At 68.2% G+C, this 14,091-nt stretch carries 13 protein-coding genes; 4 read left to right on the forward strand and 9 right to left on the reverse strand.

What is annotated here, in order from left to right; all coding sequences use genetic code 11:
- Positions 1-4 precede the first annotated feature (4 nt).
- From GONAM_RS11340 to GONAM_RS11355, 4 genes are all read right to left on the reverse strand, one after another.
- Positions 5-1,471, reverse strand: a complete 1,467-nt coding sequence (locus GONAM_RS11340; protein ID WP_006866908.1) for a nitrate/nitrite transporter — start codon at positions 1,469-1,471, stop codon at positions 5-7.
- Between the two features lie 239 nt (positions 1,472-1,710).
- The gene (locus GONAM_RS11345) at positions 1,711-2,565 is read right to left on the reverse strand and encodes a TIGR02569 family protein (RefSeq protein WP_006866909.1); all 855 of its coding nucleotides are present in this window, start codon (positions 2,563-2,565) and stop codon (positions 1,711-1,713) included.
- 91 nt (positions 2,566-2,656) lie between these two features.
- Entirely contained in the window at positions 2,657-3,853 is a 1,197-nt protein-coding gene (moeZ, locus tag GONAM_RS11350) for an adenylyltransferase/sulfurtransferase MoeZ (RefSeq protein ID WP_006866910.1), read from the reverse strand.
- A gap of 72 nt (positions 3,854-3,925) precedes the next feature.
- Positions 3,926-4,969 (reverse strand): DUF3152 domain-containing protein, encoded by a 1,044-nt coding sequence (locus tag GONAM_RS11355; RefSeq protein WP_006866911.1) that lies wholly within the window; start codon positions 4,967-4,969, stop codon positions 3,926-3,928.
- A 66-nt stretch (positions 4,970-5,035) separates the two neighbouring features.
- On the opposite strand from GONAM_RS11355, the gene fasR reads away from it, so the two are divergent.
- On the forward strand, positions 5,036-5,713 hold the full coding sequence (gene fasR, locus GONAM_RS11360) for an HTH-type transcriptional activator FasR (RefSeq protein WP_006866912.1): 678 nt from the start codon (positions 5,036-5,038) through the stop codon (positions 5,711-5,713).
- Positions 5,714-5,816: 103 nt separating this feature from the next.
- Here the strand turns inward: fasR and GONAM_RS11365 are convergent, their stop codons facing one another.
- Both GONAM_RS11365 and GONAM_RS11370 read right to left on the reverse strand, forming a co-directional pair.
- A complete protein-coding gene (locus GONAM_RS11365) occupies positions 5,817-6,047 on the reverse strand; it encodes a DUF3107 domain-containing protein (RefSeq protein ID WP_006866913.1) in 231 nt (76 codons plus the stop codon).
- A 113-nt stretch (positions 6,048-6,160) separates the two neighbouring features.
- The gene (locus GONAM_RS11370; RefSeq protein WP_006866914.1) at positions 6,161-6,853 is read right to left on the reverse strand and encodes a ferritin-like fold-containing protein; all 693 of its coding nucleotides are present in this window, start codon (positions 6,851-6,853) and stop codon (positions 6,161-6,163) included.
- Positions 6,854-7,190: 337 nt separating this feature from the next.
- Between GONAM_RS11370 and GONAM_RS11375 the strand changes: the two genes are divergently transcribed.
- Positions 7,191-8,813 carry a DEAD/DEAH box helicase gene (locus GONAM_RS11375; RefSeq protein WP_006866915.1) on the forward strand — a complete coding sequence of 541 codons (1,623 nt, stop codon included), beginning with the start codon at positions 7,191-7,193 and terminating at the stop codon, positions 8,811-8,813.
- A gap of 18 nt (positions 8,814-8,831) precedes the next feature.
- The gene (locus tag GONAM_RS11380) at positions 8,832-10,106 is read left to right on the forward strand and encodes an Rv3212 family protein (protein WP_006866916.1); all 1,275 of its coding nucleotides are present in this window, start codon (positions 8,832-8,834) and stop codon (positions 10,104-10,106) included.
- An 18-nt stretch (positions 10,107-10,124) separates the two neighbouring features.
- On the opposite strand, the gene GONAM_RS11385 is transcribed toward GONAM_RS11380, so the two are convergent.
- Entirely contained in the window at positions 10,125-10,913 is a 789-nt protein-coding gene (locus tag GONAM_RS11385; protein ID WP_040536185.1) for a ParA family protein, read from the reverse strand.
- A 110-nt stretch (positions 10,914-11,023) separates the two neighbouring features.
- A complete protein-coding gene (locus GONAM_RS11390) occupies positions 11,024-11,470 on the reverse strand; it encodes a hypothetical protein (protein WP_006866918.1) in 447 nt (148 codons plus the stop codon).
- Positions 11,471-11,599: 129 nt separating this feature from the next.
- Here GONAM_RS11390 and GONAM_RS11395 point away from each other — a divergent pair, with 129 nt between their 5' ends.
- Positions 11,600-12,535 carry a diacylglycerol/lipid kinase family protein gene (locus tag GONAM_RS11395; RefSeq protein WP_174310902.1) on the forward strand — a complete coding sequence of 312 codons (936 nt, stop codon included), beginning with the start codon at positions 11,600-11,602 and terminating at the stop codon, positions 12,533-12,535.
- Here GONAM_RS11395 and GONAM_RS11400 read toward each other — a convergent pair.
- Positions 12,487-13,638 carry an MFS transporter gene (locus tag GONAM_RS11400; protein WP_439644543.1) on the reverse strand — a complete coding sequence of 384 codons (1,152 nt, stop codon included), beginning with the start codon at positions 13,636-13,638 and terminating at the stop codon, positions 12,487-12,489. The genes GONAM_RS11395 and GONAM_RS11400 overlap by 49 nt on opposite strands.
- Between the last annotated feature and the right edge of the window lie 453 nt (positions 13,639-14,091).

Consider the following 14,091-nt stretch of genomic DNA (forward strand, 5'->3'; position numbering starts at 1 on the left):
GAACTCAGGCCAGCGCTTCCCTGGTGGTGGCCGGCTCGCCGGTGCCGGCGGTGGTGCCGGTGGCCTCGGCGACCGGCAGATCGGTGGTCTCGCCGACGACGATCGGGCGTCGTGCGTAGAACCACCAGGTGACCACCGCGGCCACCACATAGAAGGTGAGGAACACCCAGAAGGCCTGCGTCGCCGACTGATTGGACTTGTAGCTGGACCGCAGCACCAGGTTGATGCCGACACCGCCGAGACCGCCTGCCGCACCGGCGATGCCGATGAGCGCGCCGGACATGCTGCGCGACCAGGTGGACTTGCCGAAGGCGTTCAGCCCCGACAGCGTCTGCGCCTTGTGCTCCCAGATCGTCGGGATGATCTTGTACACCGAACCGTTCGCGATGCCGGAGATCAGGAACAGCAGGATGAAGCCGGTGATGAAGGCCGCGAGCACACCGCCACTGATCACCTTGCCGTTGGCGTCGGCCGACATGCCGGCGATCACGAGGATCGAGGCCGAGGCGGCCATCGCGATGAAGCAGTACAGCGTGACCTTGCCGCCGCCGATGCGGTCGGCGAGCTTGCCGCCGTAAGGGCGGGCCAGCGAGCCGAGAAGCGGTCCGATCCAAGCGATCTGCGCTGCTGCGAGGGCAGGCTTGGAGGCACCGGCGGAGGTGAAGCTGATGTTGAGGACCTGGCTGAACGCGAAACCGAAACCGATGAACGAGCCGAAGGTGCCGATGTAGAGCAGGCAGATGAGCCAGGTGTCGCGGTACTTGAGGCAGTCGATCATCGCCTTGCCGCTGGCGGTCTGGTGGTCGAGGTTGTCCATGTAGATCGCCGCGCCGATTCCCGCGACCGCGAGTGCGACGAGGTAGATCGCGCAGACGATCTCCGGCTGGTCGGCGAACAACCAGATGACCAGCAGTCCGATGACCTGGACGACCGGGACGCCGATGTTGCCGCCGCCGGCGTTGAGACCGAGCGCCCAGCCCTTGAGACGCTGCGGGTAGAAGGCGTTGATGTTGGTCATCGAGGAGGCGAAGTTGCCGCCGCCGAAGCCGGTGATGGCCGCGACCGCGAGGAACCAGCCGAACCCGAACTCGCCCGGGTTCATCATCAGCATCATCGTCAGGCCGGTCGGGACGAGGAGCACGATGGCGGAGAAGATCGCCCAGTTGCGTCCGCCGAACCTCGCGGTGGCCTGGGTGTAGGGGATGCGCAGGCACGAGCCGACGAGGGTCGCGGTCGCGGCGATGACGAACTTCTGGTCCATGCTGATGCCGTATTCCGGGCCCATGAACAGGGCCATCACCGAGAACAGCGACCAGATCGAGAAACCGACGTGTTCGCAGATCACCGACCACACGAGGTTGCGCTTGGCGATAGCGGCGTTGCCGTTCTCCCAGGCGACCCTGTCCTCCGGGTCCCAGTCGGTGATGGTGTGGTCACGCTTGAGCTGTGCTCTGAGGTCTGCGAATGCCATGCGTCCCCGTCTTCCGATGCTTGGTGGTCACTGCACGAGCAGTGCGGGCTGTCTTCTCGACACGACAGCGAGCTGTCATATCGGACGCCGACACCGATGTCGTGCGATCGAGACCAAGCATCCCGGGGGCGTGTTGCGCGGATTTTCCGCGAGGTGACCGGACAGTCACGTTGTTCTCACTTCGGCACGAAGGCCGTGTGAGAACTCAGAAAAATCCCGATCAGGGCTGTGAGCTGCGGTTATACGAGCAAACGTACCAGTTCGACGACCCGCTGCAACCCGGGCAGTGCGCCGGCGGTCGAGCGCGGGTGCAGGGCGTGGACGGCCAGACGGAACATCGTCGCCCGCAGCATCATCTGCGGCCACTCCGGCTGATCGGACCACCGCTGGACGAGTTCGGTGTCGGCGCCGCCCCAGGCGAGGGCGTCGACCACCGCCACCGCGGCCGCCCACGGGGCGGGCCGCCAGTACGGGACGATGTCGGTGATGCCCGGTGCCGCAGCACCGGCGAAGAGCACGGTGCCGAACAGATCGCCGTGCACGACCTGAGACGGCAGGTCGACCGGCTTGCGTAGCTTCGCCAGGGTTCTCAGCATCTCGACGCTCTGCACGCCGTCGGGTGCGGTCGGCTCGGCCATGCCCGCGGCACGTGCCGAGCGCAGCGGGACCTCTTCCCACGCGGCCCGGTCGGCGGCGGTGAAGACGTCGACGTCGGTGTGTGGCGGCGCCGGGGGCTGCAGCAGGAAACGCGGGCGTTCGAGGGACGCGGTCGCCTCGTGTAGACGGTCGGCGACGAGGACTACCTCGTCGTGGCGCGGTTCTGGTGTCCCGGCGATGTAGGTGTCGGCACGCCATCCCGAGACGACGTAGCGGCCGTCGGTGGCACGGAACGGGCGTGCGATCCGCATGCCCTCGACGTACAGCGTCTCGCGGACTGCGGCCGACCAGGCGGCGCGTGCGTGGTCGGGCACCAGCGACAGCACGACCTCACCGACGCGCCAGCCACCGATCCATGATTCGCCCATGGCGACGGGCGGATGGGAGGTGAGCCCGAACGTGTTCAGCACGTGTTCGGGCGGCTCGACGGTATTCACCAGGTCAGATTACCGAGCGCCGGTGACCGATTCGAGAAGGCACGCGGTGGGAGCACCCGAGAACGGGTGCCCCCACCGCGGTGGGAAGGTCTCAGTAGACCGGCAGTGTCTTGTCGACCTGGTTGGCCCAGGCGGTCACCCCACCCTGCAGGTGGGTGGCGTCGGCGAAACCGGCTCGCTTGAGTGCGGCGAGCGCCTCGGCCGACCGGATGCCGGTCTTGCAGTAGAGAACGGTCGGGCGGTCCTGCGGGACCTTCGCCAGGCCCTCGCCGGAGAGGATCTCGCCCTTGGGGATGAGGGTCGCACCCTCGATCCGCACGATGTCCCACTCGACCGGCTCGCGCACGTCGATGATCGCGAGCTTCTCCCCCGCGTCGATCTTCTGCTTGAGTTCGACGGCGGTGAGCGTCGAGCCGGCCGCGGCGTCGGAGGCCTCGTTGGACACCACACCGCAGAAGTCGTCGTAGTCGATGAGGCCGGCGATGCGCTCACCCTCCGGGTCCTTGCGGATCTTGATGGTCCGGTAGGTCATGTCGAGGGCGTCGTAGACCATGAGGCGGCCGAGCAGCGGTTCACCGATACCGCAGATGAGCTTGATCGCCTCGGTGCCCATGATCGATCCGATCGAGGCACACAGGATGCCGAGGACACCGCCCTCGGCGCACGACGGCACCATCCCGGGCGGCGGGGCCTGCGGGTAGAGGTCGCGGTAGTTGATGCCGCGGCCGTCGGGGGCGTCTTCCCAGAACACCGACGCCTGACCCTCGAAGCGGTAGATCGATCCCCAGACGTAGGGCTTGTGCGCGAGCACCGCGGCGTCGTTGACCAGATAACGGGTCGCGAAATTGTCGGTCCCGTCGAGGATGAGGTCGTACTGCGAGAACAACTCGATCGCGCCCTCGGGCTCGAGTCGCTGATCGTGGATGTTCACGGTGACGTACGGATTGATCTCGAGGATCGAGTCCCGCGCGCTCTCGGCCTTCGGGCGTCCGATGTCGGACTGGCCGTGGATGACCTGGCGCTGCAGGTTGGACTCGTCGACGATGTCGAACTCGACGATCCCGATGGTGCCGATACCGGCCGCGGCGAGGTACAGCAGCGTCGGCGAACCGAGCCCGCCGGCACCGATGACGAGCACCTTCGCGTTCTTCAGGCGCTTTTGCCCGTCCATCCCCACATCCGGGATGATCAGATGGCGGCTGTAACGGGCCACCTCTTCATTGCTCAGTTCGGCTGCCGGCTCCACGAGGGGTGGCAGCGACCCGGTGAGCGACCCTTGCGACGACACGAACGCCTCCAGTAATCGGCGAGTACACGGACTCTTGGCACAACCATCGGAGCCGCCCGCTCATTCCCGGGGTCAGCGCTTGGGGAACGGCCAGGGATTCGGGCGGCAGACGAACGTGCGGTTGGCCTTCATGTCCGGGTCGAGGGCCATGATCTCGGAGTTCGCGGTGCCGAAGGACTGCTGCATCATCACCGGCGCGAGCGCCCCGTTCTCGCGGCATGGCTCGTGCGATGCGTAGCCGAGTCCGTGCCCGACCTCGTGATTGACGAGGTACTGGCGGTAGGCGATGTCGTCACCCTGGTAGGACAGCGCGCCGCGCACCCAGCGGGCCTCGTTGAGGGTCACGCGCTCCTGCGGCGGGTAGTAACAGGAGGTCTCCAGCTTGATCTGGTATCCGCACAGTTCGCGGGTCGTGCCGGTGGAGACCAGGGTGATGCGCAGATCCGGCTCACCGCGGTCGATGCGCCGGAAGCTCACGCGCCCGTCGCCGATCCAGCTGCGTGGGTTGGCCAGCGTCATGTCGACCATCTTCGCGAAGGTCGGGTCGCCGCCGTAGTCCTGCGGATTCAGGCCGTTCTCCACCTCGACGGTGTAGGTGTACTCCTGGCCGCCGGTGCCGACCTTCGGACCCGCACCGCGCAGCACCCGGAAGGTCTGCTTGCCCTGCGTGGTGAACGGGCCGCCCTGCGGCAGGGTGCCCGCGGGCAGCGCCGCGGCCTGGATGTCGCCGGTCGGCGCACCGATCGGGCGTGTCTCGGTGCTGATGTCGGTGTTGCGGGCGGCCGAGTCGGGATTGACCGCGGCGGTCGGCGCCAGATCGGAACCCCGTCCGTCCTGGATGGTCACCACGATGAGAACGATCGTGAGAATCGTCAGAACCGGGATGGCGTAGGCGCGCCAGCCGTACGTCGATACGAACCGGCCGAGAGCCGACTGCTTCTTGTATTCGGGCTGCGCATCGCGGTCGACGCGGGGACGGCCGTTGTCATCGGTCGGGTCCCAGCGCGCCCGAAGCGGCTGGTCCGGCTTGGGACGCCCCGACGATCTCGGGCCGACATCCTTGGTGCGCACCGGTCCCTCGTCGAGGCCGGTGCCGCCATCCTCTGTGCGGCTCACGGAACAACTTTCTCACAGCGGACCGCAGATACTGCGCAGGAAGGTCTCCCGAGTACGATCTTCGCCATGTCGACCGCAACCAACGCGTCCTCGGTACCCGGACGCAGTACGCGCCTGCCGCGCAGCGCACGGCGCATGCAGTTGCTCGATGCGGCCAGTGAGATCTTCGTCGAACGCGGCTACCACGCCGCGGGGATGGACGAGATCGCCGTGCACGCGGGAGTGAGCAAACCCGTCCTGTATCAGCACTTCCCGTCGAAGCTGGACCTCTACATCGCGGTGGTCGACTCGCATGCCGAGAAGCTGGTCAGCGACGTCAACACCGCCCTGCGCACCACGACCGACAACCGGAAGCGTGTCCGGGCCGCGGTCGAGGCATTCTTCGACTTCATCGACCAGGACAACTCGGGCTACCGGCTGATCTTCTCCTCCGACGCCTCCGACCCCGCGGTCATCCGTCGCGTCGAGGGTGCGACCGAGGCCTGCGTCGACGCGGTGTACGGCCTGGTCATGCACGACTCCGGCCTCGATCCGTACCGCTCGCGCATGCTCGCCTCCGGGCTCGTCGGTGCCAGCCAGGTCAACGCGCGCTACTGGCTCGAGGCCAAGCGTCCCGTGGACAAGCAGACGGCCGTCGACACCACCGTCGCACTGCTGTGGGGCGGTCTGTCCCACTTCCCGCGCCAGGCCGCACCGCAGACCGACGCCGAGTCGCCTGCGGAGACCGACTCCGGTCCGGCCTGAGACCCCGACGACGAGTCCCGGACATACGACAAGGGTCCGGCGCGCCCGTAGCGAGTGATCGCGAGGTGCGTGCCGGACCCTTGTCGTTGGTCTGTGTCCCGCCTCAGGAACCGAATCCGACGCGACGGTTCTCCGACGCCCCGACCTCGGCGTAGGCGATCTTGGTGACCGGGATCAGGTAACGGGCGCCCTTCTCGTCCACCAGCGCCAGCAGCGGCTGCTTGCCGCCGAGTGCCGCCTCGACCTCGGCGTAGGCCTCGTCACTGGTCAGCGACGTCGCGACGGTCAGCTCACGCGGGCTGTCGGTGATGCCGATCTTCACTTCCACGGCCATGTGCCGCCCTCCTCCGGTGTCAACAACGCTTGCCGCACAAGGCTAGTCCAGCGGTCACCGGACCGGACAGCCGCTCCGCTGACAGCGAAAAAGCGGCGGGAACGAACAGGTGGTCAGTCGAGCCCGAGATCGGCCATGCGCTCGGCGTGTTTGGCCGCGACCGCATCGAAGAAGTGAGCCACCCCGGACAGCGAGGACGCCCCGGAGAACAACAGGTCGGTGACCTCCTCCTCGGCGGCGAGCACCCACTGCGCGTGGGTGATGGCCTCACCCAGCAGACGGCGACCCCACAGGACCAGCGCGGACTTGATCGACGGATCGGCCTCGACGGCCGCCCGGACCTGCTCGCGGGCGAACGCCGAGTTGGCGGTCTCCGCCATCACCTCGGCCATCACGGTGCGCGAGTCGGGCGGGAGCATGTCGGACAGTTCGACGTAGAAGTCGGACGCCAGACCATCACCGACGTAGGCCTTGACCAGCGCCTCGTACCAGGTCTTCGGGGTGGTGGCGCGGTGGTACTGATCGAAGACCGACCGGTAGCGTTCGACGGCCTCGGCGGCGGTGAGCCCCGTCATCGTCTCGACTCGCTCGGCGAGGCGGTCGAAGTGGCCGACCTCGGAGGCGGCCATGCGCGCGATCGCGATCTTGCTGGGCACGTCGGGAGCCATCGCCGACTCCTCGATGAGGCGATGGAAGGCGGCGAACTCGCCGGCCAGCAGCACCGCGAACAGCTTCCCGACCACGCGGTCCTGGGTCTCGATCGCAGCTACCGGGGTGATGTCGGAGGGTTCGGAAACAGGCGCCATGAGGTGATGGTAGCGGCCTCTCAGGAAGCACCAAGTACACTCGACCTCGGTGCACCCCGACGGGACCCCCCGGCGCCTGCCCGCTGAGCTGCGTGATCATCGCGTGCTCGCCGGCGCGAGCGTGTGGATGCGGCCGATTGGATCTTTCGACGACCCCTCGCGATCTTCGCGGGATCGAGACAGCGAGTTCCTCGCGGATCGAAGAGTTCGTCGCACGACGCCCGGCCGAATCCCCGGTACCACCACGACATTTGCGCGCGCACTTTCGAGCTTTTTCCTCGTGCGCGCAGGAATCACACGCGCGCAAGAGAACTGGCCAGAAAGGCAACAACCGCACATGAGCGATTCGGCCGTGCAGACGACCATCGTCGACGAAACCCACACCGCCCCCACCTTCGCCGAACTCGGCGTGGACGAGCGTATCGTCTCGGCACTCACCGAGGACGGCAAGACCCAGACGTTCGCCATCCAGGAACTGACCCTCCCCCTCGCCATGGGCGGAGACGACCTCATCGGTCAGGCCCGTACCGGCATGGGCAAGACCTACGGCTTCGGCATCCCGCTGCTCCATCGCCTCGCCAACGCCGAGGCCTCGGGTGTCCGCCCACTCGACAACACCCCCCGGGCGCTGATCATCGTGCCCACGCGCGAACTCTGCGTGCAGGTGACCAGCGACCTCGAGATCGCCGCCAAGAACACCGACGTCACCCTCGCCGACGGCACCAACCGCATGCTGAAGATCACCTCGATCTACGGTGGCCGCCCCTACGAGGCGCAGATCGCCGAGCTGCAGTCGGGCGTCGACGTCGTCGTCGGCACCCCGGGCCGCCTGCTCGATCTCGCCCAGCAGGGCCACCTCGTGCTCGGCAAGGTCTCGATCCTCGTCCTCGACGAGGCCGACGAGATGCTCGACCTCGGCTTCCTCCCGGACATCGAGCGCATCATGGCCGCGCTGCCGACCCCGCGCCAGACGATGCTGTTCTCGGCGACCATGCCGGGCCCGATCGTCACCCTGGCCCGCACCTTCCTGCACCGGCCCACTCACATCCGGGCCGAGAACGCCAACGACTCGGCGGTGCACGACCGCACCAAGCAGTACGCCTACCGTGCGCACGCTCTCGACAAGGCCGAACTCGTGGCCCGAATCCTGCAGGCAGAGGGTCGCGGCGCGACGATGATCTTCACCCGCACCAAGCGCACCGCGCAGAAGGTCGCCGACGACCTCGCCGAGCGCGGGTTCAAGGTCGGCGCCGTGCACGGCGACCTCGGTCAGGTGGCTCGCGAGAAGGCCCTCGGCCGGTTCCGCGACGGCACCATCGACGTCCTCGTCGCCACCGACGTCGCCGCCCGCGGCATCGACATCGACGACGTCACCCACGTCATCAACTACCAGTGCCCCGAGGACGACAAGACCTACGTGCACCGCATCGGGCGCACCGGTCGTGCGGGCCGTACCGGCATCGCCGTGACCCTCGTCGACTGGGACGAGCTGCACCGCTGGGAGCTCATCGACAAGGCCCTCGGGCTCGGCATCCCCGAGCCGGTCGAGACCTACTCGACGTCGGAGAACCTGCGCGAGGATCTGTCGATCCCCGAGTCGGCCACCGGCCGCATCGTGGCCGCCAAGCCCGCCCGCGACCCGAACGAGACCCGCGAGACGCGTGAGGACCGGGAACCGCGCAAGCGGTCGACCCGCACCCGTCGTCGTACCCGCGGCGGCCAGGGTTCCGAGGGCGGCGACTCCGCGAAGTCCGAGAACACCGCGGAGTCCACCGCCGAGGCCGAGAGCGGCGAGTCGGCGAGCAGCGACACCGAGGCCTCCGGTGAGGACAACGGCGACGGCGCCTCGAAGCCGCGTCGTCGTCGCCGTCGTCGCGGTGGCGCCAACCGCAAGCCCGCGGGCGAGGGCTCGGGCGCCGGCGACGCGACCCCGGTCTCCGCACAGTCCGCAGCCGAGTAACCCACCACGAGTCCACGCGTGGCACGCGTCAAACCGGAGCGGCGTCGGCCGATCGATCTCGCGGTCACCGCGACCATCATCGTGCTCGTCGCCGTCGCCGGGCTCATCGCCTGGTTGGTGAGCCCGGTCCGCGGGACGACCAGCGTCCAGGCGCAGTCCGCCCCGCCGCAGGTCGAACAGCCCGCGGCGGTTCCGGACGCCTTCGCGCCGCGCTGGCAGGCCTCCTCCGATGCCACCGTCGCCCCGGCGATCGCCGATTCGGTGGTCGTGACCGGCGACGGCGGCACCGTCATCGGCCACGACCCGGCGTCCGGGGCCGAACTGTGGTCCTACCGCCGAGACCTCGACCTCTGCGTCGTCGACACCGCCTGGACCGCCAGCAGCGACCTCGCGCTCGCCGTCTATCGCAATTCCCGGGGCTGCTCGGAGGTCACCGCGCTCGACGCGAAGACCGGTGCCCGCAAGGGCTCCCGGACCAGTGACGCCGACGACGAGCTACGCCTCGTCAGCGACTACGGGTACGTGGTCGCACAGGGCTCCGGGCGATTGGAGACGTGGGGTTCGAATCTGGTCCGCGGCGTCGAGTACGGCCGCGTGGAGGCGCCCGTGCGCCCCGAGGACGAGGCGAAGCGCAAGGCCTGCGTCATCTATTCCTCGGCCATCACCGGCGATCGCATGTCCGTCGTCGAACGGTGTGCCGACGACCCGGGCTACCGGCTGACCGTGCTGGGCGCCCTGCTCGACGACGACGAACGAGTCGAGCAGTACGGTTCGACGCTGATCACCGGTGACGTCAGCGGACCTCCGCCGGTGGTGATCGCGATGTCGTCGACGGGTATCGCCGTCTACGACGGTGGTGCGAGTCCGGCCGAACCGCCGGCGCTCGGTGGCGACAGCGGACCATCGATCCGCCGCTTCGATTCCGAGGGCGTGGCCACCGGTTCGAACACCGTCGCCGGGGATGCCACTCCGCCGACGGGCAGCGTCCCGCTCGAGGGCAACGGCATCGTCACGTACTGGACCGGCAAGGCCACCGTGGTGCTGGATGCGCAGAGTCTCAAGCCGATCTACCAGGTGCCGGCGACGCTGGGCCCCGGTCAGGTGATGGCGGGGCAGCTACTGCTGCCGAGTGCGTCGGGGATCAGCGTGCGCGACGTCGCCGGCGGTCGTGAGATCCGTTCGATCCCACTCGACCGCAGCAGCGCACCGGGCGGCGTGGTGAGCCTGCGGGTCATCGGCGACACGGTCGTCGAACAGCGCGGTACGACGGTCGAGGCCTTCGGGCCGGCCTGACCTCGTCCGCTCTACGCCTCAGAAGTCGACGGTCCGCACACCCTCCCCCGCATCCCAGTGCTTCCACAGGTTCTCCGCGAGTTCGCGATATGCGGTGGCGCCCTTGTTCTTTCGACCACGCATGACCGACGTTCCGGAGGCGGAGGCCTCCGCGAACCGGACCGTGCGCGGGATCGGCGGGCTCAGCACCGGCAGGTCGTAGCGATCGGCGACGTCGGAGAGGACGTCCCGGCTGTGTGTGGTCCGGGCGTCGAACAGCGTCGCCACCGCTCCCAGCATCTTGAGGTTCGGATTGGTGATCTGCTGGACCTCGCGGACCGTACGCAGCAGCTGTCCCACGCCGCGATGGGCGAGCGTCTCGCACTGTAGGGGGACGATCACCTCGTCGGCGGCGGTGAGGCCGTTCAGGGTGAGCACGCCCAGCGACGGCGGGCAGTCGACGATGATGACGTCGAAGTCCTGCCCGACCTCGGCGAGTGCCCGCTTGAGCGCGTACTCACGTCCCGGGCGCATCAGCAGCAGCGCCTCGGCGCCGGCCAGGTCGATGGTGGCGGGCAGCAGCGTCACCTTGTCCTCGGTGTCGAGGAGCACGTCGGCGATCTCCTCGTCACCGAGGAGCACATCGTGCACCGACGACTCCAGCTGGTCGGGGTCATGCCCGAGGGAGAACGTGAGACAGCCCTGCGGGTCGAGATCGACGACCAGAACCGACACGTCGAGGTCGGCGAGAGCGGCTCCGAGGGACTCGACCGTGGTGGTCTTGGCGACCCCACCCTTCTGATTGGCAATCGCGAGGATGCGCGTCATGCGCCCCACTGTACGGGCGACCGCCCGGACGTCGACGTATTGGAGTCAGGGTTGTGGTAACAACTGGATCAACTGGTCGGAATGCCCGATTCCGCGACCACTTACCCGGTTCAGTGGTCGGGTTCGAGGTCCCCGGCGAGCCACCGGACGGAGGCCGGGCTGAACAGCATCACCAGCACGGCGAGCGCCGCCAGGGCGAGCGGCACGCTGAACACCGGCCAACCGCTGGTGTACAGGTAGTACGCGACCGGGAGCAGCAGGATCTGGGCGACCATCGCGATCGAGCGACCCCAGCGGCGCCCGGCCAGGAGGGCGAGCCCGCCGACGAGGACACCGCCGCCGATGATGCCGAACCAGCCCCCGGTGCCGTAACCGCTGATGGCCGTCTCCTCGTGTCCGGCGAGACCGCGGATCACCAGGATCACCGCCACCGTGACACCGATCAGGCCCTCCACGGTGGTCACCGCTCCGGCCACCTTGATCTGGGTGGGCGTCACCGACGGATCGACGTCGATCTCGAGCCGGTCCTGCTCCGGGCGGTCCTTCTCCGTACTCACGCGTCCAGCGTATTCGGCGCCGGCGGGAGGTGGCTGCGCACCCCACGGCAGCCTTCCACGACCTCGCCGATGCAGGGCGGATTGCACGGTTGCGCCACCTACCCCATATCCTCGGGTGTCGTGCGCGTCATGCTCATCGTCAACCCCTTCGCCACCGCGACCAGTCCGGCCGGGCGCGATGCTCTCGTGCACACACTGAGCGCTCACTTCGACCTCGACGTCGAGCTCACCACCCACCGCGGGCATGCGTTCGAACTCGCCGCCCGCGCGGCCGCCGAGGACTTCGACACAGTCGTCGTCCACGGCGGCGACGGCTCGGTGAACGAGGCCACCAACGGCCTCCTCGATCCACCGGGTACGAGCGACCCCTCTCGGCGCCGGCCGAGCCTGGCCGTGATCCCGGGCGGCAGCGCGAACGTCTTCGCCCGGACCCTCGGCATCGACCCCGACCCGCTGCTCGCGACCCAGCAGATCATCTCGCTGCTCGACGCCGGGGAGAGCCGTCGAATCGGTCTCGGCCACACTGACGATCGCTGGTTCCTGTTCAACACCGGCATGGGCATGGACGCCGTCGTGGTGCATGCGATGGAAGACAAGCGTCATGCGGGCAAGGCCGCCACTCCCGCGCGGTATCTGTGGACCACCGTCAGCAGCTTCCTCAAGCAGGCCGGCAGCTCGGCGACGTTCGACGTCGAGATCCCCGGCCGCGACCGGATCGTCGGCGCCCGTTTCGGTTTCGTCTCCAACACCAGTCCGTGGACCTATCTCGGGCCGCGCGAGATCCGCACCAATCCGACCACCGGCTTCGACACCGGACTCGGTGTGTTCGTGGCGACGTCGACCGGCGTCCTGCGCAACCTCCCTCTCGCCACGCGACTGCTGGCACAGGCAGATCCCAAGGCGCACCACCTTTTCCGCGAGGACGACGTCGACGAGATCCGGTTCATCGCCGAGGCCCCGATCGATGTACAGATGGACGGCGACTACATCGGCGCGTTCCGCGACATACGTTTTCGTCATCGTCGTGACGCCCTGACCGTCATCGCACCCGCCCCCACCGCATAGGGCAGCGCGGCGATCGCGAACAACGCCGCAGGCCCCAGATGTACCGATCCCGCCGCCCATCCGGCGAAGGCGAGGATCGCGACCACCTCCTCCCCCACGCCCGCGATCGACGTGACCGTTGCCCGCGACGCGGAGTCCAGCCGGTCCTGCAACGCGGCGTCGGCGACGACCAGCGCCCACCCGAAGACCCCGAAGGCCACGGCCACGCCGACGACGCCCGCCGGGTGAGCCCACAGGGCCGCGGCGATCAGCGCCGATGCGCCGAGCCCCACCGCGGGGCCGACCATCACGGTGTCCCGGACGCGCCGTGCCGCAAGGGAACCGCAGATGTCGCCGGCGGCGACCACGATCATGAGCAGTGCGACGGCCTCCGGGGTCGCAGCACCCGACATCGGGCCGCCCAGGAAGGATTCGGCCAGCAACGGCAGGTACTCGTCGAGCGCTGCCACCCAGGTCAGGGCGATGACCAGGACCAGCAGCCGACGTGCGATCGGACGGTCACGCAGATGGCGCAGTGCGCCGCGGAGGACCGCGAGCCAACCGTCGGGTGCGTCGAGTTCAGCGGTGTCGGCACCCGGACTCGAATCCTGTCCGGGGCCGCCTGCTCCGGGGCGACCCGATTCCGGCAACCCGGCGGAAACCAACGCGCAGAGCACGCAGGCCGTGACACTCGCAACGCCCGCTGCCGTGTACCCACCCCACGCGAGGAGCGGCACCGCCAGGGCCGTGCCGCCGATCACCCCGATCGCGGCCGCGGCCCGCATCGCACCCGAAAGCCGTGCGTACTCGTGTGACCGGCCGAGGATCGCCAGTTCGTCGTAGACGAGCGCCTGGCTCGTACCCGAACGCAGCGAACCGCCGATCGCCCACAGCATGAAGCCCGCGGCGAAAGACGGGAAGGAGGGAGTAACGGTCCAGAGCGCGAACCCGGCGCCCGTGACCAGAGGCCCCGCCACCAGCAGGCGGCGTCGCGAGAACCGGTCGGCGAGGACCCCGGTCGGCACCTCGACGATCACCGTCGACAGCGACCACAGGATGAACAACGCACTGATCTCGGCAGGCGACAAACCGGCCCCGGGGACCGTGGGGTCGGCGAAGAGAATCGCGTAAACCGGGTAGAGCGGGATCAGATCCTCAAGCAGGGCGGCACCTACGGCGCAGCCCGCCAGACGCCGCTCAGAACCCCGGCCGCGAGCGCGGGATCGGAGTGGTGTGGATCAACATCGTCGACGCATGTGAGCAAGAATACGCGAGCCGTCTCTCCACGTCACGAGGGATTTCCCGAGAGCGTGAGGGTCGTCACCTGCGGAAACTCATCGACAGCCCCTGAGAGTGCGCGTAGGCTACTACACGGACGGCGAACATGCTGTCCATACCCCCCATGGGGTCGGCTTTGGCTGAAGTGGTAGGCGCGGGACGTGATGTTGCCCACGTGTTAACCAAGAACCATTGACTTCGGCTGGATTCGTGAAAGTATTCACAAGCAACAACGCGGAAACATTTGGTGCGCCCGCGTGAACTGAGAGTTACCAGCCAAACAATCAGCAAGCAATCAA

The sequence above is a fragment of the Gordonia namibiensis NBRC 108229 genome, from assembly GCF_000298235.1.
Classification (GTDB): Bacteria; Actinomycetota; Actinomycetes; order Mycobacteriales; family Mycobacteriaceae; genus Gordonia; species Gordonia namibiensis.